Source organism: Rhizobium yanglingense (assembly GCF_977109285.1).
Genome location: NZ_CDSAWY010000005.1, coordinates 1658664 through 1684164 on the forward strand (window position 1 = coordinate 1658664; position 25501 = coordinate 1684164).

Annotated in this window: 18 protein-coding genes and 9 pseudogenes; 24 read left to right on the top strand and 3 right to left on the bottom strand. The window is 59.8% G+C overall.

Annotated elements, in window-relative coordinates:
* Positions 1-4 precede the first annotated feature (4 nt).
* The 17 genes and pseudogenes from motC to ACW4PC_RS18025 all read left to right on the top strand — a co-directional run bounded on the left by motC (position 5) and on the right by ACW4PC_RS18025 (position 14656).
* Positions 5-1311 (top strand): annotated as a pseudogene (gene motC / locus ACW4PC_RS17945) (chemotaxis protein MotC).
* 1 nt (position 1312) lies between these two features.
* A pseudogene (locus tag ACW4PC_RS17950) lies at positions 1313-2733 on the top strand (flagellar hook-length control protein FliK).
* The gene (locus tag ACW4PC_RS17955; protein WP_455875051.1) at positions 2681-3235 is read left to right on the top strand and encodes a lytic transglycosylase domain-containing protein; all 555 of its coding nucleotides are present in this window, start codon (positions 2681-2683) and stop codon (positions 3233-3235) included. The pseudogene ACW4PC_RS17950 and the gene ACW4PC_RS17955 overlap by 53 nt, the downstream one beginning before the upstream one ends.
* A gap of 292 nt (positions 3236-3527) precedes the next feature.
* A pseudogene (rem, locus tag ACW4PC_RS17960) lies at positions 3528-4205 on the top strand (transcriptional activator Rem).
* 131 nt (positions 4206-4336) lie between these two features.
* Positions 4337-5652 (top strand): annotated as a pseudogene (locus ACW4PC_RS17965) (flagellar hook protein FlgE).
* Positions 5653-5671: 19 nt separating this feature from the next.
* The gene (gene flgK / locus ACW4PC_RS17970) at positions 5672-7168 is read left to right on the top strand and encodes a flagellar hook-associated protein FlgK (RefSeq protein WP_455874659.1); all 1497 of its coding nucleotides are present in this window, start codon (positions 5672-5674) and stop codon (positions 7166-7168) included.
* 45 nt (positions 7169-7213) lie between these two features.
* Positions 7214-8215, top strand: a complete 1002-nt coding sequence (locus ACW4PC_RS17975) for a flagellar hook-associated family protein (protein ID WP_455874660.1) — start codon at positions 7214-7216, stop codon at positions 8213-8215.
* A gap of 47 nt (positions 8216-8262) precedes the next feature.
* Positions 8263-8611 (top strand): annotated as a pseudogene (gene flaF, locus ACW4PC_RS17980) (flagellar biosynthesis regulator FlaF).
* The gene (gene flbT / locus ACW4PC_RS17985; RefSeq protein ID WP_022717181.1) at positions 8608-9057 is read left to right on the top strand and encodes a flagellar biosynthesis repressor FlbT; all 450 of its coding nucleotides are present in this window, start codon (positions 8608-8610) and stop codon (positions 9055-9057) included. The pseudogene flaF and the gene flbT overlap by 4 nt, the downstream one beginning before the upstream one ends.
* The gene (gene flgD, locus ACW4PC_RS17990; RefSeq protein WP_074066695.1) at positions 9048-9473 is read left to right on the top strand and encodes a flagellar hook assembly protein FlgD; all 426 of its coding nucleotides are present in this window, start codon (positions 9048-9050) and stop codon (positions 9471-9473) included. Before flbT ends, flgD begins: the two co-directional genes overlap by 10 nt.
* Before the next feature lie 75 nt (positions 9474-9548).
* Entirely contained in the window at positions 9549-9815 is a 267-nt protein-coding gene (gene fliQ / locus ACW4PC_RS17995; RefSeq protein ID WP_022717183.1) for a flagellar biosynthesis protein FliQ, read from the top strand.
* Between the two features lie 89 nt (positions 9816-9904).
* Positions 9905-11992 carry a flagellar biosynthesis protein FlhA gene (gene flhA, locus ACW4PC_RS18000; RefSeq protein ID WP_022717184.1) on the top strand — a complete coding sequence of 696 codons (2088 nt, stop codon included), beginning with the start codon at positions 9905-9907 and terminating at the stop codon, positions 11990-11992.
* Complete coding sequence (locus ACW4PC_RS18005; protein ID WP_455874661.1) at positions 11989-12741, top strand: flagellar biosynthetic protein FliR; 753 nt, start codon at positions 11989-11991, stop codon at positions 12739-12741. The genes flhA and ACW4PC_RS18005 overlap by 4 nt, the downstream gene beginning before the upstream one ends.
* A 3-nt stretch (positions 12742-12744) precedes the next feature.
* Positions 12745-13158: a hypothetical protein gene (locus tag ACW4PC_RS18010; protein ID WP_039843986.1), complete on the top strand. Its 414-nt coding sequence runs from the start codon at positions 12745-12747 to the stop codon at positions 13156-13158.
* A 31-nt stretch (positions 13159-13189) separates the two neighbouring features.
* Positions 13190-13745: pseudogene (locus ACW4PC_RS18015) on the top strand (rod-binding protein).
* An 11-nt stretch (positions 13746-13756) separates the two neighbouring features.
* On the top strand, positions 13757-14128 hold the full coding sequence (locus ACW4PC_RS18020; protein WP_039843988.1) for a hypothetical protein: 372 nt from the start codon (positions 13757-13759) through the stop codon (positions 14126-14128).
* Positions 14122-14656, top strand: a pseudogene (locus ACW4PC_RS18025) (hypothetical protein). Before ACW4PC_RS18020 ends, ACW4PC_RS18025 begins: the two are co-directional and overlap by 7 nt.
* Here the strand turns inward: ACW4PC_RS18025 and ACW4PC_RS18030 are convergent.
* Together ACW4PC_RS18030 and ACW4PC_RS18035 are read right to left on the bottom strand one after the other, a co-directional pair.
* Positions 14613-14810 (bottom strand): hypothetical protein, encoded by a 198-nt coding sequence (locus ACW4PC_RS18030; protein ID WP_455874662.1) that lies wholly within the window; start codon positions 14808-14810, stop codon positions 14613-14615. The pseudogene ACW4PC_RS18025 and the gene ACW4PC_RS18030 sit on opposite strands and share 44 nt — an antisense overlap.
* Positions 14811-14814: 4 nt before the next feature.
* Positions 14815-15459, bottom strand: a complete 645-nt coding sequence (locus ACW4PC_RS18035; protein ID WP_455874663.1) for an NAD(P)H-dependent oxidoreductase — start codon at positions 15457-15459, stop codon at positions 14815-14817.
* Between the two features lie 95 nt (positions 15460-15554).
* On the opposite strand from ACW4PC_RS18035, the gene ACW4PC_RS18040 reads away from it, so the two are divergent.
* The 4 genes and pseudogenes from ACW4PC_RS18040 to folD all read left to right on the top strand — a co-directional run bounded on the left by ACW4PC_RS18040 (position 15555) and on the right by folD (position 20495).
* A complete protein-coding gene (locus ACW4PC_RS18040; RefSeq protein ID WP_455874664.1) occupies positions 15555-16496 on the top strand; it encodes a LysR family transcriptional regulator in 942 nt (313 codons plus the stop codon).
* Positions 16497-16708: 212 nt separating this feature from the next.
* A complete protein-coding gene (locus ACW4PC_RS18045; RefSeq protein WP_455874665.1) occupies positions 16709-17605 on the top strand; it encodes a WecB/TagA/CpsF family glycosyltransferase in 897 nt (298 codons plus the stop codon).
* A 45-nt stretch (positions 17606-17650) separates the two neighbouring features.
* Positions 17651-19270 (top strand): succinoglycan biosynthesis protein exop, encoded by a 1620-nt coding sequence (locus ACW4PC_RS18050; RefSeq protein ID WP_455874666.1) that lies wholly within the window; start codon positions 17651-17653, stop codon positions 19268-19270.
* 324 nt (positions 19271-19594) lie between these two features.
* Positions 19595-20495 (top strand): annotated as a pseudogene (gene folD, locus ACW4PC_RS18055) (bifunctional methylenetetrahydrofolate dehydrogenase/methenyltetrahydrofolate cyclohydrolase FolD).
* Positions 20496-20498: 3 nt separating this feature from the next.
* Here the strand turns inward: folD and ACW4PC_RS18060 are convergent.
* Positions 20499-21521, bottom strand: coding sequence for a LacI family DNA-binding transcriptional regulator (locus ACW4PC_RS18060; protein ID WP_455874667.1), 1023 nt, complete (start codon positions 21519-21521; stop codon positions 20499-20501).
* Positions 21522-21796: 275 nt separating this feature from the next.
* Here ACW4PC_RS18060 and ACW4PC_RS18065 point away from each other — a divergent pair, with 275 nt between their 5' ends.
* From ACW4PC_RS18065 to ACW4PC_RS18075, 3 genes and pseudogenes are all read left to right on the top strand, one after another.
* Positions 21797-23158: an ABC transporter substrate-binding protein gene (locus ACW4PC_RS18065; protein WP_455874668.1), complete on the top strand. Its 1362-nt coding sequence runs from the start codon at positions 21797-21799 to the stop codon at positions 23156-23158.
* Positions 23159-23321: 163 nt separating this feature from the next.
* On the top strand, positions 23322-24335 hold the full coding sequence (locus tag ACW4PC_RS18070; RefSeq protein WP_455874669.1) for a carbohydrate ABC transporter permease: 1014 nt from the start codon (positions 23322-23324) through the stop codon (positions 24333-24335).
* A gap of 1 nt (position 24336) precedes the next feature.
* Positions 24337-25499, top strand: a pseudogene (locus tag ACW4PC_RS18075) (carbohydrate ABC transporter permease).
* Positions 25500-25501 lie beyond the last annotated feature (2 nt).

A 25501-nucleotide genomic window follows, 5' to 3' on the forward strand; every position in this document is an offset into this window, starting at 1 on the left:
TCTCATGGCGCGCCCGCAGCACCGGCATCTTCTCCTGGCTCTCGCACTGGCGATCGCTTCGCCAGCCGTCGCTGCGGATGAGGATCAGGCGAACCTGGCGCCGTACAAGATGTTGCGTTCGCTGCAGTTCGTACAGGACTCGGTCGCCCTCGGCGATCATTCGGCGGCGGAGATGCAGCGCTTCATGCTCGGCACGATCGATCAGCGCCTGCGCAGTGCGGATGCCTCACGTCTTCGATGATGACCGCAATGTCGATGCCGCACTCGTCTATGCCATGAGCGGCGGCAATCCGGCCACGCTTGAATATCTGATCGCCCGTGGACGTGAACGGCTATTTCGACACTCGTGTAACCGATGTCTTGCGCAAGTACCTGAGCGGCAAGGGCCTGCTCGTTGCAAAGACACTGGTCGATACCGCAAATGAGTACCGCGACAAGAAGATCGGTCCCTATCTCGCGCTTGTCGGCGGCAACGTCATGGTGGCGCGAAGCCCGCGCGAAGCGCTCAAGCTCTATGATCAGGCGCGGCTCTCGGCGCCCGGAACGATCGTCGAAGAGGCGGCCCTGCGCCGCTCGGTGGCAATTTGCGTCGAGGGGGGTCTCCTTGACAAGGGGCTTGCCTATTCGCAGCGCTATGTTCGGCGGTTCCTCCATTCGCCCTATGCGAGCCAGTTCGCCGATCTTTTCGTCAAGCTTGTCGTCGACCACGACCATGTGGAGACGGAAGATATTGTCAGCATCGTCTCCTTCATGGACGAGTCGCGGCGGCGCGAGGTCTATCTGCGCGTTGCGCGCGCCGCCGGTATTGCCGGCAAGGCGGAGCTTGCGAGGACGGCAGCCGCATACGCGCAATCGCTTGCCGGCGAACCGAACAATGCGCTCGGCGCGCTCGCGGATTTCTACGGCAACATGGCCTTAGTCTCCACGCCCGACGTGGGTGCGGCCGCAAGGAGCATCAGCAGCGTTGCAGACAGCGAGCTCTCCGCGCGCGACCGCGCGCTACGCGCTGCGGCCAAATCAATCGCCGAACAGGTGCTGCAGCCGCCGGATCCGGCAAGCCTGACACAAGCGTCCGATTCTAAACCTGCTAATGAAGAAATTACTTCTGAACAGGCAGCCGTATCTTCGGCCGACGGATCCCAGCCCGCAGAGATCGCGGCGCCCTCCAAGCCTGCTGACGATGGGGCGGCGCCGGCGCTGATGCCGGACGGTGCAGGGCAGGAGGCTGACCCGTCATTCAAATCGTTTGTGACGACGAGCCGTTCGAAACTCGATGAAATCGACGGTCTCTTGAGCCAAGAGAGCAATTGAAATGATCGATATGAGCGTTACGGGGGAGCGGCCGCAACCGAGGCGTCGTCAGCCGCCAGAGGCAATGGTCCGGCAGCCAAGGGCGGCGACGCTGGTAATGGCGGCTTTTCGGACGTGCTTTCGAAGGCAGGAAACAGTCCGCAAAACAGTACCGGCGGCGAGCCTGCTGGGGCCCCTGCGACTGATGATGCCCAAACAGAAGTCGATGAAGGCGCTGCCGGCAGTATCGCTCTCAGTCTACGCGATCGCGCTCGCAGCAAGCCGATGATCGCTCTCAGCGATGCATCGTTGAAACAACAGGCCGCGACGCAGCCTCAGACGGTTGCAATCGTCACAGGCAAATCCGGCAAGGATCAGATGAAAAGCCGCGTCGATACGACTTCGGCAAAATTCGAAATCAAGGAAGACGCCGGCGAAGTCGCGGAAGATGCACATGTCGCAGAAGACGAAAAATCGGCAAAGCCCTTGGAGAGCAAGGCCGGAGCCGATGAAGGCCCTTCGTCGGATGCGACGTCTGTCTCTGATGCGCTTGGTCTTTTGAACAAGGATGCCACGGATACGGTGATCCCGGTGGCATTCCTGGCTGCAGCCCATGTGAATGCCAAGGACGATATGGCCGGCAAGGAAAAGGGTGCCGGCCGTGGCACTGGTATTGCGCCTGCGGCCGATGCGCTGGCGGCGATCAGCGCCAGCGACGCGCAGATGCCGGCCGTGGAAGACGCAGCCAATCTTGATGGAAAGACGTTCCGTTTGAGCCGCGCGGACGGGCGCGGCGAGTCCATGGACATCCGTATCGGTGCTGACCAGGAAGCGTCCGCCGCCAAGGCGAAGAGCGATATCGAAAACGTCACGGTTCTCGATTTACGCCGCTATATCGGCCTCGCGCAGAATTCCGCATCCGTGACCGCTGCAATCCTTGGCGACAGGGAGTGGACGGGTGCGATGCAGCCGAGTTCCGCACTGTCGAACGCGGCCGAATGGACGAGCACCGGCAAGGTCGTCAACACCTTGAAGATCCAGATGACGCCGATCGACCTCGGCCTCGTGACGGCAACGATGCGCCTTTCCGGCGATGCCCTGAACGTCGATCTGAAGGTCGAAACCGGTGCGGCCTATCGGCAGCTCAAGGAAGATCACGGCAAGATCATCGAGGTGCTTCGCAGCCAGGGTTATGCCATCGACAACGTCACGATCAGCATGGCGCCGGTAGAAAAGCCCGACGCGGGGAACCAGGCAAATGCGCAAGAGCAGTCTTCCCAGCAACAATCCCTGCAGCAGGGGCAGGGCGGTGAAGCGCGCGAGCGCCAGGCCCAGACAGCACAGCGGGGCAATGGAGGCCTTAATGGGGCAGGGGAGACAAATGTTGAAGATGCTGCTCCTGGCGCTTCTGGCGGCGGCACTTCTGGCAGCGTTTACCTCTGAGACGCGCGCCGCCAACGGTGCCTGCGAAAGGGAAATCCAGTCTGCTGCCGCTAAATACGGCATACCGGAAGGCATTCTCTATTCCGTGGGCCTGACGGAAACCGGACGCAAAGGTTCGCTTTATCCCTTTGCGCTGAACATAGAAGGCAAGGCAGTCTTCCCGCCTTCCGAGCTGGACGCCATGAGGCAGTTTTATTCGGCGCGAAAAAGCGGGGCAAAGCTCATCGACATCGGCTGCATGCAGATCAACCATTACTTTCATGGCGAGAATTTCAGCTCGGCAGAAGCGATGTTCGACCCGCACCGCAATGTCGAATATGCGGCGAAGTTCCTTCGCAATCTTCACGACCGGCATGAAACCTGGACGATGGCGGTAGCCAGATACCACGCCGGACCAAACAACGACCCTGCGCAGAAGCGGTATGTCTGCCGCGTGATCGCCAATCTCGTCGCTACCGGCTATGGCAAGTGGACTCCCAATGCGAGTAACTTCTGCCGATAACTGATGCAAGCAAAAATAGAAAAATGGCGTAACAAAACGGAATTGTGCCATAATGTGGCAGGAATCTGGCACGAAAATTGGGTTCACAAGTCCTAATTTACCCGCCTGTTAACTTTTCCACGAAATTTTTGTGTGCATAACTGAGACAGGCATACTACATATAGAGCAAATCGGTACCCAGATTCTTAATCAACTATTAATTCCTGCCATTGAGTTCCAGCAGCTTGTCCCAGATTTGTGCGATTCGTACCCATAGATCATCGAGGTGCCACACTGATTCGGAGGCGGACGAATGATCGTAGTGGTTGATGAGCGTGAGCTCGTGAAAGATGGTTACACATCACTGTTTGGCCGCGAGGGCATTCCCTCGACCGGCTTTGATCCAAGCGGAATTCGGCGAGTGGGTGCAAACGGCGGCGGATTCCGATATCGCGGCTGTCGAAGCTTTCCTGATCGGCCAGGGCCAGCGCAGACCTTAGAGCTGCCACGGGCGATCCGGGATCGCTCCCATGGCGCCGGTGATTGCGGTCAGCGACCAGCACTTCGCTCGAAAACACCCTTGCACTTTTTGATTGCGGCGTCGACGATGTCGTCCGCAAGCCAGTGCACCCCCGTGAAATCCTGGCGCGCGCCGCTGCAATCCGCCGCCGCCTGAAAGCGATTTCGACCCACACCGATATCGGCGCGATCCGCGTCTTTTCGGACGGCCGCGATCCGGAAATCAACGGTGAAGTCTTTGCGCTTCCTCGCCGCGAACGCCGCATTTTCGGAATACTTGATCGCCAACCGCGGCCGCCGCGTCACCAAGACCCAGATCTTCAACGCCATCTACGGCATCTTCGACGAGGAAGTCGAAGAGAATGTCGTTGAGAGCCATATCTCCAAGCTGCGCAAGAAGTTGCGCAAGAAGCTCGGCTTCGACCCGGTCGATTCGAAGCGCTTCCTCGGCTACTGCATCGACTGGAACTGATTTTTAGCGGCGGGCCTGGCGCCGCGGAAACGTGCCTTTCAATATTTCGCTCAGGCAGCTCCGCTACAGACAGCTTCACGCAAGGCCCGCCAAATACTCTCCAAGCTATCACAGGAAAACGAGGTTTTCAGATGAGCATTTTTGGCAGCATGAAGACGGCAGTGTCGGGGATGAACGCACAGGCAAACCGCCTGAGCACCGTTGCCGACAACATCGCGAATGCAAATACCACCGGCTACAAGGCTGTCTCGACGGCCTTCTCCTCTCTGGTCCTGCCGTCCACGGCAGGCAACTACAATTCCGGTGGTGTGCAGACGTCCATCCGTCAGGCTGTTTCCGACCAAGGCGACATCTCCTACACGACTTCTGGCTATGACCTCGCCATTTCCGGCGACGGCTTTTTCATCGTGCAGGGCGCCGACGGCACGCCGGTCTTGACCCGCGCCGGTGACTTCACGAAGGACGACGAAGGCAACCTCGTCAACTCGGCGGGCTTCACGCTGATGGGCTATCCTTATGGCTTCGTCCGCTCCCGCCGTCGTCGTCAACGGCTTCGACGGCCTCGTTCCGATCAATGTCCTCGGCGACCAGAAACTGGAAGCCGTGCCGACGGCGAATGGTACGTGGACGGGCAACCTCAAGCCATCTTCGCCCATCGAAACCACTGCGGCAGACGCTCCCGAGCGCAAACAACGCAACGGCCACATCCGATACGCAGAAATATTCGATCGTCACCTACGACAAGCTCGGCAGCAAGGTGATGTACGACATCTACTTCACAAAGGTCCCGGTAACGACCGTGGCGCCGCTGCCGCCGACTGGCACCGCCTACGAATGGGAAATGGCCGTATTCCGCAACGCCGACAAGGCCGCGACTGGCACGAGCTCCTTCCCGTACCTCTTCCGCTGCCGTTGACGTGAAGCGGGTATATTTCGACAGCTCGGGGCAGATGCTGACGGATGCAACGCATACCAGCGCCACGGACATCATCGATCCGGTGACGGGTCTCACCATCAATATGAGCCTCGATCTGTCGCAGGTCGGCGACAGTTGGTCCGGCACCGGTAACGTCGAATGGACAGGGCGCGAACTCGCCGGTCGATACTCACCATCGACGCCGATGGTGTGGTGTATTCGAAATACGACGACGGCAGCACCAAGCCCGTCTTCCAGATCCCGCTCGCAAACGTGCCGAGCCCCGATCTGCTGACGCTGATGTCCGGCAACGTCTACTCAGCGAACGGCAGGTCCGGCGTCACCGTCACCGGCTTCCCGCAGACGAGTGGCTTCGGAAAGATCCAATCGGGCGCGCTTGAAGGCTCGAACGTCGATATGGCGGGCGAGCTCACGGAAATGATCGAGTTGCAGCGCAGCTATACGGCAAACTCGAAAGTGTTCCAGACGGGTTCGGACTTGATGGACGTCCTCGTCAATCTCAAGAGATAAGTAAGGTAACGGCTAAGCCATGTCGCTCACTTCCGCACTTAATACGGCACAGGGCATATTCAACAATACAGGCGCTCAAAGCAGCGTCGTATCGAACAATATCGCCAATGCCGGCAATAAGGATTATGTGCGTCGGCAGGCGATGCTCACCACCTCCTTGAACGGCGCGCAGGTGGTCAAGATCAACCGTGCGCAGGAAGATGCTCTCCTGCGCCAGTACCTGAAGAGCAATTCTCAAGACAGTGCCCAGCAGACCCTCTTGAACGGCTTGGAAGACATCAAGTCCGTCATCGGCGGCAACGATTACGAGACGGCGCCCTCCACCTACCTTGCGGTCTTTCGTGACAAGCTTAGCGCGTTTAGAGCCGCACCGAACAGCACGATCGCCGGCCAGGGCGCCATCACGGCGGCGCAGGACGTCGTGAACTCGCTCAACAATGCGACCAACGCTGTCCAGCAGGTGCGCATGAATGCGGACAAATCGATTGCAAATTCCGTAGAAGAGCTGAATGAGCTGCTGGCGCAATTCGAGACCGCAAACAACGCCGTCAAGTCTGCCACGTCCTCCGGTGCGGATCCGTCGCAAGCGCTCGACCAGCGCGATGCCTTGCTCAAGCAGATTTCGGGGATCGTGGGCGTCACGACCGTCACCCGCGATAACAACGACATGGTACTGTATACCTCGGACGGGGTGACGCTCTTCGAGACCATTCCGCGCGCGGTGACTTTCAAGCCGACCCAGAGCTACGGCGCCTCCACCGACGGCAACGGCGTTTACATCGATGGCGTGGCGCTCGGTAAGGGTTCGGGCGGCACGACGTCGGCGCAGGGCAGTCTCCAGGCGCTTCTCCAGCTTCGTGACGACGTCGCGCCGACATTCCAATCCCAGCTCGACGAAATCGCCAAGGGTCTCGTTGCGTTATTTTCGGAAACGAACACGGCCGGAACCAGCACGCTGCCGGGTCTCTTTACCTGGACGTTGCCGAGCGGGCTTCCGGGCGGAACGCCGACGACGGCCACGATCATCGACGGCATTGCTGGTTCCATCACGGTCAATCCGGCGGTAGTGACCTCGCTGGGCGGCGATCCGATGAAGCTGCGCGACGGTTCGATCAACGGCGCCGCGTTCAATCAGAATACCGCTGCCAATGGCGGCTACACCGCGCAGCTCGACAAGCTCTACACGGCCATGGGCGCCAAGATGGATTTCGATCCGGGCGCCGGCGTAATCGGCTTCAACTCGGTGACGGGTATCGACTCGAATGTCAGCATCATGGATTTTTCGTCTAGCTCGATCGGCTGGTTCGAACAGTACCGCAGCGACGCGAGCGGTGCCACGGAGAACACGGCGGCAGCGCTTTCGCGATCCGACGAAGCCTATTCCAACGAGACCGGCGTCAACCTGGACGAAGAGCTGACGCTGCTTCTCGACATCGAACAATCCTACAAGGCGGCGACGAAGATTTTGAACGCCATCGATGAAATGTTGAAGTCATTGCTGGATATAGCGAGTTAAGCCATGAAGAGCTCTTTTATTTCTAGTTCAGCCATTCAGAACGCGATGCGATTGACGATCCGCCAGTCGCAGAACCAGATGGTCAAGGCTTCGATTGAAGCCACCACGAAAACCTACGCCGATATCGGCGTATCGCTCGGCATCGACGCGGCCAAGAGCGTGAACTATGCGCGCGAGCTTGATCGGATCTCCTCGTTCAAGGACAGCAACTCCACCGTCAATCTCCGTCTCGAAATGTCCCAGAGCGGGTTGGCCGACGTGCAGAAGGCGAGTGATGCACTGGTCAAGAATCTGACGGCGCTCAAGGGAAGCCAGGCATCGACCGCCATCACCGTTACTCTCCAGTCCTCGGCGGCGGCACTTTCGCAGCTCATGGACACCGGCAACATGATCACCGGCGGCGAATACCTGTTCTCCGGTGTCAATACGGACGTTCCGCCACTGACGGATCGCAGCGCCACCGTTGAAGCCGATATCGTCACCGCCCTGAACACTTACGCGACCGGGCTTTCCAAGCCGGTCAGCGCCTTGACCGCGGCTGAAATCGATACCTTCATGACCAGCACCGTGGAGCCGATGTTCAGCGCTGCGGCATGGACGAACCCGGCCACAGGCTGGTCCAAGGCCTCCAACCAGAACATGACGAGCCGGATCAGCAACTCGGAAGTCATCACATCGTCCACCAACGCCAATTCCGACGGCATGCGCTACCTCGCAATGGCCACGGTGATGACGAATGCGCTGATGCGATCAGGGCCTTGGCAGCTGATGCCATGGACGCGGTTTCCTCAGCAGCGCCATCGGCTATGCGGCGCAGGCGACATCCGGCCTCGTGACGCAGGCAGAGCCAGCTCGGCCTGTCGCAGGAGCGCGTCGAGAAGGCGAACGACGCTCTCGATGCCGAGGCTGACCATCATCAACAACAAGGTCGTGGACCTCCAAGGTGTTGATCCTGCACGAAGCTTCGACCCTCGTCAAGACCTTGGAAACGCAGCTCGAAACGGCTTACACGATCGTATCGAAAATACAGCAGCTGAGCCTCAGTGAATTACCTTTGATGATCAAAGGCGCGCAATACAAAGAAGGATGCATGAATGTATCAATTCTCTTATGCCGAGGTCATGCAAGACTCGGTGACCGACGCGAAAGAGCGGGAGCGGCAAGTTCTCGACCGGTCAATCGAATTGCTCTCGGCTGGCGCGCGACAAGGAAAAGTACAGCCGGGAATCCGTTGAGGCACTGTTTTACACCCGGCGTGTTTGGGTGAGTTTTATCGAGGATCTCAAACATCCCGACAATCAGCTCCAGATCGAGCTGCGGGCCAACCTGATTTCGATCGCAATCTGGATTTTGAAGGAATGCGACAAGATCAGGCGACGCCAATCGAGTAACTATCAAGGCATTATCGACGTTACCACCATCATCAGGGATGGACTTAAATGAAAAGTACACTTCGCATTTCGCTAAAAGCCGGAGAGAGAATCTTCATCAACGGCGCGGTTTTGCGCGTTGACCGCAAGGTCGCGCTGGAATTCCTGAATGATGTGACGTTTCTTCTTGAAAACCATGTTCTTCAGCCGGAAGACGCCACGACGCCGCTGCGCCAGCTCTACTTCATCGCGCAGATGATCCTGATTAATCCGGAAGGCAAGGAGCAGTCGACGGCGATGTTCCGCAAGTCGATCACCATGCTGCTGACCTGCTTCAAGAACGAAGAGGTTCTCGCCGAGCTGAAGCGCATCGATGGCCTCGTCTCGACGGGGCGCGCATTCGATGCGCTGAAGGCGATCCGCGCGCTCTATCCGACCGAGGACGGCATCTTGAACAACCAGGAAATGCACCCGGCGATGGTCGAGCAAATCCGCAAGGAGATCGCACCATGGCGGTAGACGGCGTTTCCAGCGTCGGCACGACGTCGACCACGCAGACTGCGCAGCAGAAGGCAACGCTCAACTACGACAACTTCCTGCAGTTGCTCATCGCGCAGATGAAGAACCAGGATCCGACGGATCCGATGGACGCCAGCGAGCAGATGTCGCAGCTCGCAAGCTTCTCGCAGGTCGAGCAGACGATCCAGACCAACACGAAATTGGACACGCTGCTCGCAAGCTCCAGCCTCACCCAGGCAGGCAGCTACATCGGCAAGTACATGACCAGCGCCGACGGCACCGTGAAAGGCACTGTCGCCTCGGTCAAGGTGTATTCCGACGGAATTATCGCGACGACGACGGACGGGAAGAGTATTCTCGTGCAGGCGGGAATCACTCTCGCGGATGAAGCGCCGACGTCAGACACGTCGTCGTGAACTGACTTGCAATGAACGCAATAATGGTCCGGCTACTGCGGGGCGGACCGAAAGGCGATATGAGGTTGCCTGACGATGAATGAAGCCGATGCACTCGACCTTTTTCAGGCGGCGATCTGGACCGTTTTGATCGCAGCCGGCCCTGCGGTCGCTGCTGCCATGATTGTCGGCCTCGTCATTGCGCTGATCCAGGCGCTGACGCAGATTCAGGAAGCGACGCTCACCTTCGTTCCAAAGATTGTCGCCGTTCTCATTACCGTCGGCATTTCCGCGCCGTTCGTCGGTTCCCAGATCTCCATTTTCACCGACATGGTCTTCTCGCGCATCCAGTCTGGCTTCTGAGCTACCTTCGCGCAAGCTTCGCCGGTTAATTCTCGATCCGAACTGGGCAGGGCATACCTGCCTCCTCTCATGAAGAGACGAGAATCGAAATGGCGCAACCACCTGCACTCCCCCTTCCGAAATCTGCTCCGAGCCTTCGTGATGTCGGTTTTGCCCTCGGCATCATGGTCATCATCTGTGTGCTCTTCCTGCCGATTCCGCCGTTTCTGATCGACTTGGGGCTGGCCTTTTCGATCGCGTTTTCCGTTCTGATCCTGATGGTTGCCCTCTGGATTCAGAAGCCTCTCGAATTTTCGTCCTTCCCGACCATCCTGCTGATCGCGACCATGACGCGACTGTCGCTAAACATTGCAACGACGCGCGTAATCCTTTCGCATGGCAATGAGGGACATGACGCCGCCGGCGGCGTGATCGCCGGTTTTGCAAGCCTGGTGATGTCCGGCGATTTCGTGATCGGCCTGATCGTGTTCCTGATCCTGATCACCATCAATTTCATTGTCATCACCAAGGGTGCGACGCGTATCGCTGAAGTCGGCGCGCGTTTCACCCTGGATGCGATCCCCGGCAAGCAGATGTCGATCGACGCCGATCTTTCCGCGGGCATCATCGACGAGAAGGAAGCGCAGCGCCGTCGCAAGGAGTTGGAGGAGGAAAGCTCGTTCTTCGGCGCCATGGATGGTGCCTCCAAGTTCGTCCGCGGCGATGCGGTCGCGGGCCTCCTTATTACCTGCATCAATATTTTCGGCGGCATCATCATCGGCTATTTCCGCCATGACATGCCGATTTCCGAAGCGGCCGACGTTTTCGTCAAGCTCTCGGTCGGCGACGGCCTCGTCGCCCAGATGCCGGCGCTTATCGTTTCCTTGGCGGCCGGCCTTCTCGTTTCGCGCGGCGGCACCATCGGCTCGACCGACCAGGCCGTCGTCAATCAGCTGAGCGGTTATCCGCGCGCGCTTTCCGTTTCCGCCGTGCTGATGGCGGTCCTGGGCCTGATGCCCGGCCTGCCGACAGTCCCCTTCATGTTCCTCGGCGGCCTCATGGCGTTCGGTGCATGGTTCATTCCGAGGCAGATCGAAGCAGAGAACAAGGTCCGCCGCGAGCAGGAGGAAAAGAAGGTCGTTCAGACCAAGGAGCTCGAAAAGGACTCCGTCAAATCGGTCCTGCGCACCTCGGAAATCGAACTCGCGCTCGGCAAGATGGTGTCGACACGCCTCCTCGGCGCACACCAGGAACTCGCCTTCCGGGTCGGCAAGATGCGCAAGAAATTTGCAACGCAGTATGGCTTCGTCGTTCCGGAGATCAAGGTCACCGACGATATCAGCATTCCCGAGAAGTCCTACCAGATCCGCATCCACGGCACGACGGTGGCATCGAACGCGTTGCGTGTCGGCGAAGTTCTGGTCGTCACCGGCTCTGGCCGCAAGCCGCGCATTCCAGGAGACGAAATCCGCGAACCGGCTTTCGGCATGCCGGCGGTTTCCATTCTTGAGGCTTTCGCCGAGGACTTGAAACGCGAAGGTTTCCAGCCGATCGACAACGTCTCGGTGGTCCTCACCCACATGAGCGAGGTCATCCGCAACAACTTGCCGCAGCTTCTCTCCTACAAGGACGTGAAGGTTCTGATCGACCGTCTCGATCCCGAATACAAGAAGCTCGCAGACGAGATCTGCACCTCGCATATGTCGTATTCGGGCCTGCAGGCCGTCCTCAAGCTGCTGCTTGCCGAGCGCGTCTCGATCCGTAACCTGCATCTGATCCTGGAAGCCGTGGCCGAGCTCGCGCCGCATGTCCGCAAGACCGAGCAGATCGTCGAGCATGTGCGGATCCGCATGGCGCAGCAGCTCTGCGGCGACCTGGCGGACAATGGCGTGCTGCGCGTCCTGCGGCTCGGCAGCAAGTGGGACATGGCCTTCCACCAGGCGCTCAAGCGCGACAACAAGGGCGAGGTCGTCGAATTCGACATCGACCCGCGCAGCCTTGAGGAGTTCAGCGAGCAGGCAACGAAGGTTATCCGTGAATTCATGGACCGCGGCCTGCCATTCGCCCTTGTCACATCGCCCGAAACACGCTCCTATGTGCGCATGATCATCGAACGGCTGTTCGCCACGCTTCCGGTTCTTTCGCACGTCGAACTGGCCAAGGGCATCGAGATAAAGATTTTGGGCTCCATTTCATGATTTCCGACCCGCAAGGGACTGTTTTGGCGCTCTTCCTGGTTTTCTGCCGGATCGGCGGCTGTGTCCTTGCAATGCCAGGCTTTTCCTCGGCGCGCGTGCCGGAACTGCTGAGGGTCTTTGTGGCCGGCGGCCTTTCGATCGCCATGCTGCCGGTTCTTTGGGATACGGTTTATCCGGCCGTCAGCAACACTGGCGCGACCTATATCGGGCTCATCGTCAGCGAATCGCTGATCGGCGTCATGTACGGCTTGCTGGCGCGGCTCTACACGCTGGGCTTCCAATTCGCCGCCAGCATCATCGCCATGATGGTCGGATACACCTCACCGGGTGCGGCAGATGTCATCGAGGATTCGCTGGAAACAAGTCTCTCCGGTTTCATCACCTTTGCCGGAATGATGATCCTCTTCATGATGGACTTCCATCACATCGTGTTCCGGGCGCTGATCGATTCCTACTCGACGATGCCCTTCGGCGGCATTGCCGATATGCGCGCCAATCTGATTTCGCTCACCGATACGCTGCAATCGACGACCTACATCATGCTCCGGCTCGCAAGCCCGTTCCTCATCTACAGCATGATGTTCAACGTCTCGATCGGCTTCATCAACAAGCTGGCGCCGCAGATTCCCGTGTATTTCATCTCGACGCCCTACATGCTGCTTGGCGGCTTGTTCCTGTTCTATTTCTCGGTTTCTGCCTTGATCAGCCAGTATGCGCAATCTTTCCCAAGCGTGTTTATCGGAAGATAGCGGATGGCGGAGAAGACCCGTTCGGAAAAACTGAAGCGGCTCGTCGCAGTGCAGCGGCATCTGGAGCAGATGGCGGAATACGACCTTGCCGAAACGAGCCGCCAGCGCGCCGAGGTCAACCAGTCGATTGACAATGTCGTCATGGCGCTCGGCTCCATGGATCCGGTCCATCGTGCGTTTTCGCAAAGCTATGCCGACCGGTTCGAGCGGCTGAGCACCAAGGACAAGCAGCTGACCGGCATGCAGCAGCTGCACGAGATGCGCCTGCAGCGCGAGCGGGCCAAGGGCGACCGGCTGGAAGAGGGCATGAAGGAAGCCCTTGAAGCCGAACGGCGCGAGGCCGATGACAACGCGGTCTACGATGTCATCGATCAGAAATTTGCAACACCAGCCTCCAGCAAGCTTCAAAAACCATAATCCCTACAACTTAATTTAGAGGATTGTGACATTGGCTATTTCACCCCCGAGTGATCTGGTCCTGGATGTTGTCAAAGCCGCCGACCCGATGGAGGTTCAGGTGGCCCAGGAGAAATTGAAAGCGAGCCGCACGGCGTTTCGGGCAACGGGCCTTGCCGAGAACGGCGATGGCTTTTCTGCCAAGGTCGACGTGCTTGATAGCGCCACCGGCCTCGACAACGTCGAAAATCGCGCCAAGTCTGAAGAGATTCCGGAAACCTACCGGAAGTTCGAGGCCATGGTGCTTCAGAATTTCATCAAGAACATGCTGCCGAGCGACAGTGAACAGTGTCTACGGCAAGGGCGCTACGGGCGACATCTGGAAGGGCATGATGGCCGAGCAACTCGGCAACGTCATCTCCGAAGGTGACGGCGTCGGCATAGCCAAGCAGATGTATAACGAGGCGCTTCGCAAGAAGGAAGGCGCCATCGTGAACGCGTCGGCGGACCAGGATGACCGCAAGGTCGCCTTCAGCATGATCGACGAATTCCAGCGCAAGACATTCGGCACGCCAACGGCGGATGCCAAGATCAATAATGAAGCATAACCGAGGATAAAATGGAAATCATCTCGAATGAATATCGTATCAAGTCGGTCCTCGGCCGCCTGGAAATGATCATTGACAACGAGAACACGCGGATCGGCAGCGACCCGCAGTTCGATCTCAAGGTCTCAAATGCACATAAGAGCCGCTGCCTCTATGAGCTGTCGATGCTCTTCCGTGATACGGACCCGGCCGAGCTTGCTGCGTCGCATCTGGAACAGCTTCACGGGCTGAAGCAGAAGCTGACGCTGAATGCCCGGCGCGTTGAGGCACATCTCGAAGCCGTTCGTGCGGTTGCCGACCTGTTGAAGAATGCCGTTCAGGATGCAGATGCCGACGGCACCTATTCCCAGGAACAGTTCGTCGCGCGTGATGCCGGATGGTGAAGCTCGTCCTGACAGGCATCTGGGTTTGCGCCATCACGCTTGCTTCGGTCTATTTCTCCGTGAAGCTGGCGACAGCGCCGGCCCCGCCGGCTGATAATTCGAAGCAGAGCCAGCTTGAGCTTGTGAAGGGCGAGACAATCACCGTACCGATCATCGGCGACGGCGCGGTGACTGGTTACTTCCTCGGCCGCGTGTCCTTCATGATGAACAAGGATACGGTCAAGGGCATGACCCTGCCGCTTACCGAAATGACCACCGACGAGCTTTTCACCCTGCTCGTCGGCAATAAGATGGTCGATATCAGCAAGCTGAAATCCTTCGACCCGCAGGCCTTCCGCGACGCGATCAAGAAAGGCATGAACGAGAAACTCGGCGGCGAATACGTCTCACGAGGTCATGCTGGAGCAGCTCGACTACCTTTCCAAGGACGACGTGAAAGCCAACGCCTCCGGCCAACAGAAGAAAACGGCCGATCCGGTCAAGATCATCGAGCCCCCGCCACCTGAAGCTGCGAGCGCTGCGCACTAGTTTCGCCGGCTTCGCCTGCGCCGTTCAGGTGAAGCGCAAAGCCGGTTGCGCCCGGTTCGCCGAGCTCAGCGCGTAGCTGCATGCTGGGGATCAGATAGTCTCCGCCATTCTGCTGACGATATGGGATAGGTGGGGTGGACTCGAGCGTGCGCATCCTCTCACGCAGGCGCTCGGCTGCGCGTTCGAAGCCGGCCTCGTCCAGACGCATCGACCCTGTAAGCCACGAAAGGCGGAAGAACGTCATAGCCCGGGTAATCGAGGATTCCATGATTGATCGGGAATAGCAGGTCGTCGATCGGTCCGTTGACCCCGCGGGTCGAGTAATGTTCCTGCCAGCCGCCGGCAGTCACAATCAACATGGCCCCGCTTGCCCGCCAGTGCCCCTTCGCCATAGCGGTCAGCCCCATCGCTTGTCGCTGTGCTCGCCGACGCCGTAGGCGAAGCCCATAGGCATAGACCCGCTCGACCCAGCCCTTGAGGATTGCCGGCATGCTGAACCACCAAAGCGGAAACTGGAGGATCAGCATATCGGCCCACAGGAGCTTATCGATCTCGGTTTTGACATCCTCGGTCAGCGCGCCAGTTTCGAAAGCTCTCTTGGATGCAGCGACAGGTATGAACCGCGTATCAGTTACCAGCGACGGAAAGTCGGCACGGTCGATTTCGGATTTCCAGCCCTCGGCATACAGGTCGGACACGCGCACCTCATGGCCCTGGGCCTCGAGCTCCTTCATGGCAACGTCTCGCAGTGCCCCATTGAGCGAGCGCGGTTCGGGATGAGCGAAGACAAGCAGAACTTTCATGGTCAGTGATCCTGTGAAGGTGAGAACTGACCCATAGGTAGACAGGGTTTAAATCATCCACTAGATGTGCGTAATGGATAAGATTATGCCGAATAGTGGATAGTTCAGACGTGACGCTGGAACGTATGCGAACCTTCGTCCGCGTTGCCGAACGCGGCAGCCTCTCGGCCGTTGCGCGCGAGTTCGGGGTCGGTCAGTCGACGGTCACACGGCATTTGCGGGAGCTTGAGGAGGCCGTCGGCGCGCCTCTGCTGAGCAGGACCACCCGGCGTGTCGCGCTGACCCATGAAGGCAGCCGATATTATGCCAACAGCGTCCAGATCCTGCGCCTTGTCGAACAGGCAGGCGATGAGGCGCGCGGCACGCGTGGTGCGCCGTCCGGCACGATCCGGATCTCCTGCACTGCGGCTTTTGGGGTTCTGCACGTCAGCCGGCTGATCTTCGCGTTTCAGGACCGCTATCGCGATATCGAAGTCGACCTCAGCCTTACCGATGAGCGCGTCGACCTTGTGCGGGAAGGCGTCGATATCGCGCTTCGCTTGGGCCCGCTCACCGACAGTTCGATGAAGCTGCGGGCGCTCGGCCAGTCCCGGCGTCTGCTCGTCGCGTCACCGGACTATCTTGCAGCGCGGGGGAAGCCGGTTGTCCCGCAGGATTTGCTCGGTCATGAAGGCATCCGTATGTCGAACGTGGCAGGGAGCGACATGCTCGCTTTGCGGGGGCCCGGCGGCGAAGACCATGCCGTGCCCTTTGAAGGGCGCTTTCGGGTCGACCATGGGCTTGCTGCACGCGAGGCCATTGTCGCCGGGCGCGGCATCGCACCTACCCATCGATGGCTTGTCGACGATCTCCTGACGGCTGCCAAGCTTGAGGTGATCTTGCCGGACTATTCGCTGCCGCCTGTCCCGCTCAGCATGCTGATCGTCCCCGAACGCGCCGGCGTTGCCCGGGTCCGGCTGCTGGTCGACTTCCTCGTCGAGCAGATTGGCGGCATTCCAGGGATCGAAAAGCCGCAGCGCTTTGGCGCACAAGCTTAACAAAGCCTTGAAAGCGGCGGCGGAATTCGAACGACTTTTCTAAGAGTTGTTTGAAACCCACCTGCTATAGCTCCCTTCATATCCCTGGTGCAGCGTTGGGGACTTCCTGCAGGCGGGCGGGTGCTGCCGGTTCGTAAAAACCTGCTGGTGCGGAATGTATCTTGTGTTTTCCGGGATGTCGGGCGCGTGAAGCACCCTGGCTGGAGGTTGGAATGAACCTGATCGCGAATTTCGCGGTTCTCGCATCGCGCCGCACGATCTTCGACGTGCCGGTGTGCGACCTCGGATGGGACGACGCGCTCGTCTTCATCAACGAGCTCGCCTCCTTTCCTGTCGGCCAGACCGTCATTTCCTTCGTCAACGCTCACAACATGCTGATGACGCTGCGCGATAGCGAATACCGGGATATCCTCCTGCAAAATCTCGTCCTGCCGGATGGCATCGGCCTGAACATCGCTTCCAAGATAGCGCATGGGGCGCCGTTCCCTGCCAATCTCAATGGCACGGACTTCGTTCCCGCGTTTCTGACCTATATGGAAAATCCGCGTCGTGTCGGCCTGATCGGCGGCAGGCGCGAAGTCGTCGAAAAAGCCGCAGCGAATTTCCGCAAGCATGCGCCCTGGCACGAATTCATCGTCATTTCGGACGGTTATTTCGACAAGGAGAACCCGACGGAGCTCATTGACGAGGTTGAGCGCCAGGACCTCGACATCCTGATCATTGGCATGGGAACGCCGCTGCAGGAGAAGTGGGCGCATCATCACATTCGCGCCGACCATGCTCGGCTTGTTCTGACTGTCGGGGCGCTCTTCGATTTCATCTCCGAAGTTGTTCCCCGCGCTCCGGAAACCGTTCGCATGATGCGGCTGGAATGGGCCTACCGGATGCTGCAGGAACCGGCCCGTCTCTGGCGGCGCTATGTACTCGGCATCCCGGTCTTTCTGTTTTACGTGATGCAGTACCGCTTCAATCGCCGCGAGCGCATCCTTAGCCAGGCGGGCAACAACAGCGTCCCCTTGCCGTTACCGCAGGAACAGAGCGAGGGGGCTCACTCGAGACCCTGCTTCTTGCCTCGGGCAGTTAACCATTTCTTTGCCATGAAAATTTAGAGTGCCTTAATCATCCGCTTCCTACGGGCGGCTCGGCTCGTGCGCATGAGATATGGCGTCATGTATGACAGCAGGTTAAAAGGCAGCATTGATAGGCGTCGACTGGCAACGGCGGGGCGCGTCGATGCACGAGACCGAAATCTCGAAACCCTGCCCGTTCGCCCCTCGGAGGCCGAACTGCTGAGGGTGATCGGAAAAGCACTCGAAGAGCAGCGCCGGCAGCGGAGCGCACCGCCCGAACCGCCGCACCTGGTCGACCGCATCGAGACAATCCTCGAAACACGTCTGCGTGCTGCAAACGATGTCCGTCCTGCGGAGCCATCGCAGCATAGACTGGCGGCGCCTGCCGAGGCCCGGCAGGTAGATGCAGCAAATCTCAACGCTCGGCCCGTCCGCCGCCGCAATTTGGCGAAACCGATCGGCACAATCGCAGTGGCTGCCTTGATCGGCGCAGGCATCCCCTTGCTGATGTCTACCGACACCCCCCATTATGCGGCGGAGGCGGCATTTCATGTGCAGGCGGCCAAAGCCGAGCGCGGCGCCGTGACCGCGGCAGCCGTGAGCCGCCTGCTTTCCGGCCGCACCATGTCTGCCGCCGTTGGAGCGCTGAAGCTCGATCGCGATCCAGAGTTCACCGGCGGCCAATCCACGATCGGCGTAGCACTTGATCTCCTTTCGGGCAGTGGTGCAGCGGCCGACGCGGCCTCGCGTGCGGAAGCGGCGCTTGCAGGAATGGTCGAGGCCAATGCGGATGGAACGCAGGGCACAGTCCGTCTGAAAGTCACGACGGCCGATGGCGCCAAGTCTTCGCGTATCGCTTCCTGGCTTTCCGACATGCTGACGTCCAGCGGCCCTCCTGCATCGGCGGAGGCAGGCGCAGGGTTGCGCAAGGCCTATGAGGACGTGAAGGCGCAGCTGGCCGCCTTCACCGCAAGCAGCGGCGAAGGCAACGTCAAAGTCGCAAGTGATCTTCAGCAGCGCATCAACCAGCTTGACGCCGATCTCAAGATCGCCGAGCAGCGGATCACGCTTGCCAAGCAAGAGGCCGATCGTCTCAAGGTGGCCAAGCCCGGCGATGTGCTGAACGGTTCCTTGCCGATCGAAGTGATCTCCCCTGCGCTGCAGGACGCGCGCGACAAATACGTCACCGAGAAGGCGACGCTGGCGCTGCTTTCGAACGAGCTCGGTCCGCGCCATCCGCGCCGTCTCGGACAGCAGGCTGTCGTTGACGGCCTGAAGGACAAGGTTGCGAAGGAGCTGGCTCGCCAGGCCCAAGAGGCAAATGCCGCTCTCAAGGAAGCCGCAGAAGCACGAAAGACGCTGAACGATCAGCGCAACACGCTGATCGCCCGGAGCCGGGACACCGGTGTCGATCTCGCCAAACTGACCGAACTGCGCGACAAGACAGAGGCGGCGAGATCGCGGATGGCCGATGCCGTTAGAGCGACGGCTTCCATCGCCGCTCCGATCACCGCCGCCAAGCCGATAAAGACCACTGCCGTTCGCCTCCGGCCCCGGACTGCCGCTTCGCTCTGGTGTCGGGGCTGCACTTGCAATGGCGATCGGCCTTGCTGGCATGCTTGGTTTGCGCCTCCTGCGAGAGCGTCCCGCACGTGCCGCGGAGACGCTAGCGGTCCCGGAACAGCCGGAGGTGGCAGCCGGTGAACTCGAACTGCTGCGCGATCGGCTCGCCGGCCTGCGCGACAGGCTGCAATCCCACGGCGCCGGCCATCATTGATCTCTGCCGCGGCATCATCGAAATCGCGCGCGGAACCTCGTCATGCGCAAGCTTCTTATCCTCGCCAACGCGCTCCTGCGCGACGGTCGGGTATGGTCCGTCAAAGCCGCTTGACCAACACAGATACTTTAGGGCCGGGAAGATGTTAAAGCTCTTGCATTTGGCGCTTTTAAACAGGATACGGCGTTCTGAGGCAAACAGCGCGGCTGGCGAGAGCCTAGTTTGCGCGCGAGGCAGGGCAGGAGAATCGCGTGACGACAGTGATCGATGGCAAGCAGGTGGCCGCTTCGATAATCGAAACAGTAAAGATGGCGACGGCTTCGCTGGAAAAGCAGAGCGGCGTGAAGACCGGGCTTGCCGTGGTGATCGTCGGCGACGATCCGGCAAGCCATGCTTATGTCAATTCAAAGAGCAAGATGGCCAAGCAATGCGGCTTCAAGTCGGTACAGCACACCCTGTCGGCCGAGACGACGCAGGAAGAGCTTGCCGCGCTCGTTTCGTCACCTCAACGCCGATCCCTCGATCCATGGCATCCTCGTACAGCTGCCGCTGCCGAAGCATCTAAACAGCGAGCCGATCATCCAGTCGATCCTGCCGGAAAAGGATGTCGACGGGCTGCACGTCGTCAATGCCGGCAAGCTTGCGACTGGCGACCTTGAAACCGGCCTCGTCTCCTGCACGCCGGCCGGTGCCATGGTGTTCGTCCGCCGAATGCATGGCGAGGACCTGTCTGGGCTGAACGCCGTCGTCATCGGCCGATCGAACCTCTTTGGCAAGCCGATGGCGCAGTTGCTGCTCAACGCCAATGCGACGGTGACGATTGCTCATTCGCGCACCAAGGATCTGCCTGCCGTCTGCCGCAATGCCGATATCCTGGTTGCGGCCGTCGGCCGTCCGCAGATGGTCAGGGCCGATTGGGTGAAGCCCGGCGCCACCGTCATCGATGTCGGCATCAACCGCATCGCCGCACCGGAAAGGGGCGAGGGCAAAACACGGCTGGTCGGCGACGTCGCCTTCGAGGAAGCATCGAATGTTGCCGCGGTGATCACCCCGGTTCCCGGTGGCGTCGGCCCGATGACGATCGCGATGCTGATGGCCAACACCGTCATTGCCGGGCATCGCGCGGCCGGCCAGACGCCGCCGAAATTTTGAGGCCTATCGCGGTGCAGGGCCGGTCGAGGCCCTGACGATCAGCTCCGCTTTCCACAGCTCGTGCTCCGGATAGGTGCCGATCTCTTTGACGGTGCCGATCAGGCGCTGCGCAATGCGGGCGCCGGCGGCACGAAGAGATGAGCGCGTCGTCGTCAGCGGAACCGAAAAATTCTCCGGCTTCAGAAGCGGCAGCTCGTCGTCATGGGCGATGAGCGAGATATCCTCACCGAGCTTCAGGCCAGCCTGGTTCAGGGCGCGGATCGCGCCGAGTGCGAGCACGGTGCTGGAGCAGAGGACGGCAGTCGGACGCTCCGGCATCTGCAGAAACTGCTCCATCGCGATCAGGCCTTGCTCGTCGGTCATCAGCGAGTGACTGACGCAGGTTTTGGAAAGGGTCAGTCCCCGTTCCGACAAGGCCGCGACGACGCCGTTCTTCCGGCGGATCGCAAAGTCGAGATGCGCCGGCCCGTTCATCAGCGCGAATCGCGTATGGCCGAGCTGCAACAGGAGTTTCGCGGCATCGTAGAAGGTGGTCTCGTTGTCGACATCGAGATAGGGATAATCCGGCTCCGAGCCGAACGAGCGGCCATGGACGATGAACGGCATCGCCAGCGATTTCAGCATCGCCAGGCGCGGGTCGTGAGCGCGCATATAGGCAACGAAAAGCGCATCGACATTGCCGCTGATCGCGAGGCGGCGAAGTGCAGCCACTTCGTCGTCGGGGTCCGAGGGCATGATGACGAGATGGAAGTCCTGCCGGACGGCCTCCTCTCCGAGGCCGGCCAGGAACTCGCCAAAATGTATATCCGATTGATGGCCAGGCGCCATCGGCATCACCAGTCCGATCGAACCCGCCTTGCCGGTCGCCAGACGCTGAGCCGCCTTGTTCGGCCGGTATCCCGTTTCCTTGACGGCGCGAAGCACACGTTCGCGCGTCGCCTCGTTGACTTCGGGATAGCCATTGAGTGCACGGCTGACGGTCGTCTGCGAAAGACCAAGCAATTCCGAGAGCTGTTTGAGATTCACCTGCCGCGTTCCTCCTCAGCGCCCTCAACACACGCCTCCCTGCGTCCAAAGCGCTTTCAATTATGTAGCAACTGCGGCGCTTGAACTCAAGAAAAATCGCTCCATATTCCCCTCCAGATGCCGCTGCAATGGGCAATGCAAGCGTCTCGTTCCGCGGTGTTTTTGAAATGGCTTGACTCTTTTCTGCCGAAAGTGAAATGAGTGTCAAAGCGCTTTGAAATTTGCTCTCGGGAGGTTGGGAAGCGCCGTTGGGATTGTGATGGGAGGTTGATCACATGAAGAAAATTCTTTTGATGGGCGTTGCCGTAACGGCGCTGTTTGCCGGGGCAGCTTCTGCTGCCGACCTGAAGTTTCCTCCAGGTCAGGATACGAAGTTCAACTGGAAGAGCTATGACGAGTTCAAGGCAGCTCACGCCGATTTGAAAGGCGAGCCGCTGACAATCTTCGGGCCGTGGCGCGGTGAGGACGAGGCCTTCTTCCGCAGCATTCTCGCTTATTTCACTGAGGCGACGGGCGTCGATGCCACCTATTCATCCTCCGAAAACTACGAACAGCAGATCGTCATCGATACGCAGGCGGGCTCGCCTCCGAACGTCGCGATCCTGCCGCAGCCCGGCCTCCTGGCCGATCTCGCCAGCAAGGGCCTCCTGACGCCGCTGGGCGAGGAGAATTCCAAGTGGGTGAAGGACAACTACGGCGCGGGCGACAGCTGGGTCGGTTACGGCACCTACAAGGGCAAGGACGGCAAGGACGGTTACTATGCATTCCCGTACAAGGCCGACGTGAAGTCGCTTGTCTGGTATGTTCCGGAAAACTTCAAGGAAGCTGGATATAAGGTTCCGACCACGATGGAAGAGCTCCATGCCCTGACGGACCAGATCGTCAAGGACGGCGGCGTTCCGTGGTGCATCGGCCTCGGTTCTGGCGGCGCGACCGGCTGGCCTGCGACCGACTGGATCGAAGACATCATGCTGCGCATGAACAAGCCGGATGTCTATGACAAGTGGACCACGAACGAAGTGAAGTTCACCGACCCGGCCGTCGTTGCCGCGATCGATGAATTCGGCAAGTTCGCCAAGAACGAGAGCTATGTCGATGGGGGTGCTGCGGCCGTTGCTTCGACCGACTTCCGCGACAGCCCGAAGGGTCTCTTCGCCGTTCCGCCGAAGTGCTACCTGCACCATCAGGCTTCGTTCATCCCGTCCTTCTTCCCCGAAGGCACCAAACTCGGTCAGGACGCCGACTTCTTCTATATGCCGACCTATGCGGCGCATGCCGACCTCGGCAAGCCGGTTCTCGGTGCCGGCACGCTTGTCTCGATCACCAAGGATTCGAAGGCCGCCCGCGCTTTCGTCGAATTCCTGAAGACGCCGATCGCGCACGAGGTCTGGATGGCGCAGTCGAGCTTCCTGACGCCGTACAAGGGTGTGAACACGGCGGCCTATGCCAACGAGCAGATGAAGCGGGAAGGCGAGATCTTGACGACGGCCACGACCTTCCGCTTCGACGGTTCGGACCTGATGCCCGGCAAGATCGGCGCAGGCGCCTTCTGGACCGGGATGGTCGATTTCGTCGGCGGCAAGTCTGCGGAAGACACCGGCAAGGAAATCCAGGCCTCCTGGGACGCCATCAAGTAATCGCGATGCCGGTGCCGCGGGAAACCCGCGGCATTTCTGGCACGAATGACCGGACCCGTGGGGGGCCGGTCAACGCCGGATACTATGATCAAACGCATAAAGAAGTTGACGGTAACTGGTGTCGGCCCTTCAACATAGGCAAGGGTAGCACGGGGAGGGACGAATGCTGTCGCAGATAGTTTCCGCGTTGGGCGTTGTGGTGGTGGCGGTATTCGCCTGCTCGGCCTACTTCTATTTTTCGAACAAGATTCTGGATCTGGCGCTACCCGTGAAGGATGGCGACATTCGTTCGGCAGCGCGCAATCTGAACCGCCGTGCGATGATCCGCCCGTGGCTCTTTCTCGGGCCGGCGCTGTTTTTGCTGATCGTCTATCTCGTCTACCCCGTCGTGGCGACCCTCATCCTCTCCTTCTACGATCGCTCCGGTGAGCAGTTCGTCGGCTTTGCAAATTACCAGTGGGCCTTCGGCGATCGTGAATTCCGCCAATCCATCTTTAATAATATTCTCTGGCTTGCCGTCGTTCCGGCGGCCTGCACGTTCTTCGGCCTGGTCATCGCAGTGATGACCGACCGCATCTGGTGGGGCAACATCGCCAAGAGCATCGTCTTCATGCCGATGGCGATCTCCTTCGTCGGCGCATCCGTCATTTGGAAGTTCATCTACGAGTTTCGCGGCGGCAACGACACCCAGATCGAACTCTCGAACGCGATCGTGCAGCTTTTCGGCGGCACGCCGCAGGTGTGGATTTCGGTGCCCTTCTGGAACAACTTCTTCCTCATGGTGATCTTGATCTGGATCCAGACGGGCTTTGCCATGGTCATTCTCTCCGCGGCGCTGCGCGGTATTCCGGAAGAAACCATCGAGGCGGCTGTCATCGACGGCGCCAACGGCTGGCAAATCTTCTGGCGCATCATGGTGCCGCAGGTCTGGGGATCGATCGCCGTCGTGTGGACCACCATTACCATTCTCGTGCTGAAGGTCTTCGACATCGTTCTGACCATGACGAACGGTCAATGGAACTCGATGGTTCTTGCCAACCTGATGTTCAACTGGATGTTCCGCGGAGGCGGCGATTCCGGCCGAAGCGCCGTCATCGCCCTCATCATCATGCTGGCCGTGACGCCGATCATGGTCTGGAACGTCCGCCGCGCCAATCGCGAGCTGGGAGGCCACTGAGATGACGCTTGCCAGAGATTTCTTCAAGATTGGCCCCGCTCGCCTTTTCGTGCACTTCGTTGTTCTGGTCATCGTGATCCTGTGGCTGATTCCGACGCTCGGCATCTTCATCAGCGCGCTGCGAGACAAGGATCAGCTCGTCGTCTCCGGCTGGTGGACAGCCTTCGCCGGCTCCTCCCGAACCGTGGCATCCCGCCTTGGACAGCCCGACCAGCAGAAGCAAGAGGGCGCGACCTATGTGATCGCCGGCAATGTCCTGGAAGGCCAGGAGGGACGTTCGATCAAAGCCTTCGGCACGCGCGTCCAGCAGCCCGCTGCCTACAGCGCCGATGAGACCGCCGACCTCGGCGACGGCGTCTCGCTGCTCGTCAACAGCGACGGCAGCTACCGCTACACAAAGAATGCCCCCTTCGGCCCGGACGACGGTGGCCGGCGCGTCTACGTTTCGATCGCAACGCCGCCGGAATTCACGATGCAGAACTACCGGACGGTTTTGACGGGCGAGGGCATCGGTCAATCCTTCATCAATTCGCTGACGGTGACGATCCCGGCGACCATCATTCCGATCCTCATAGCTGCCTTTGCAGCATACGCCTTGAGCTGGATGGAGTTCCCGGGCCGCGCGCTGTTGATCGCGCTCGTCGTCGGCCTCATCGTCGTGCCGCTGCAGATGTCGCTGATCCCGCTTCTGCGCCTCTACAATATGGTCGGCGCGGCTTTCGATGCGCCGTCCAAGACCTATCTCGGCATCTGGCTGGCGCACACGGCCTTCGGCATGCCGCTGGCCATCTACCTGCTCCGCGCATATATCGCAGGGCTGCCGAAGGAGATCATCGAATCGGCGCGCGTCGATGGCGCCAGCGATTTCGAAATCTTCGTCCGCATCGTTTTGCCTCTTTCTTTCCCGCACTTGCGTCCTTCGCGATCTTCCAGTTCCTCTGGGTGTGGAACGACCTGCTTGTTGCCATGGTCTTCCTCGGCACCGACAGGCAGCACCTCGTGCTGACCGGCGCGCTGAACGCGCTGCTCGGCTCGCGCGGCGGCAACTGGGAAATCCTAACGGCTTCGGCCTTCGTCACCATCATCATACCGCTGCTCGTCTTCTTCGGGCTGCAGCGCTATCTGGTGCGCGGCCTGCTCGCCGGTTCGGTCAAGGGGGGCTGATC

Coding starts and splice junctions, on each gene's coding strand:
- ACW4PC_RS17955 (WP_455875051.1), top strand. CDS start 2,681: ATGCTGCTCCTGGCGCTTCTGGCGGCGGCACTTCTGGCAGCGTTTACC.
- flgK (WP_455874659.1), top strand. CDS start 5,672: ATGTCGCTCACTTCCGCACTTAATACGGCACAGGGCATATTCAACAAT.
- ACW4PC_RS17975 (WP_455874660.1), top strand. CDS start 7,214: ATGCGATTGACGATCCGCCAGTCGCAGAACCAGATGGTCAAGGCTTCG.
- flbT (WP_022717181.1), top strand. CDS start 8,608: ATGAAAAGTACACTTCGCATTTCGCTAAAAGCCGGAGAGAGAATCTTC.
- flgD (WP_074066695.1), top strand. CDS start 9,048: ATGGCGGTAGACGGCGTTTCCAGCGTCGGCACGACGTCGACCACGCAG.
- fliQ (WP_022717183.1), top strand. CDS start 9,549: ATGAATGAAGCCGATGCACTCGACCTTTTTCAGGCGGCGATCTGGACC.
- flhA (WP_022717184.1), top strand. CDS start 9,905: ATGGCGCAACCACCTGCACTCCCCCTTCCGAAATCTGCTCCGAGCCTT.
- ACW4PC_RS18005 (WP_455874661.1), top strand. CDS start 11,989: ATGATTTCCGACCCGCAAGGGACTGTTTTGGCGCTCTTCCTGGTTTTC.
- ACW4PC_RS18010 (WP_039843986.1), top strand. CDS start 12,745: ATGGCGGAGAAGACCCGTTCGGAAAAACTGAAGCGGCTCGTCGCAGTG.
- ACW4PC_RS18020 (WP_039843988.1), top strand. CDS start 13,757: ATGGAAATCATCTCGAATGAATATCGTATCAAGTCGGTCCTCGGCCGC.
- ACW4PC_RS18030 (WP_455874662.1), bottom strand. CDS start 14,810: ATGCGCACGCTCGAGTCCACCCCACCTATCCCATATCGTCAGCAGAAT.
- ACW4PC_RS18035 (WP_455874663.1), bottom strand. CDS start 15,459: ATGAAAGTTCTGCTTGTCTTCGCTCATCCCGAACCGCGCTCGCTCAAT.
- ACW4PC_RS18045 (WP_455874665.1), top strand. CDS start 16,709: ATGAACCTGATCGCGAATTTCGCGGTTCTCGCATCGCGCCGCACGATC.
- ACW4PC_RS18050 (WP_455874666.1), top strand. CDS start 17,651: ATGAGATATGGCGTCATGTATGACAGCAGGTTAAAAGGCAGCATTGAT.
- ACW4PC_RS18065 (WP_455874668.1), top strand. CDS start 21,797: ATGAAGAAAATTCTTTTGATGGGCGTTGCCGTAACGGCGCTGTTTGCC.
- ACW4PC_RS18070 (WP_455874669.1), top strand. CDS start 23,322: ATGCTGTCGCAGATAGTTTCCGCGTTGGGCGTTGTGGTGGTGGCGGTA.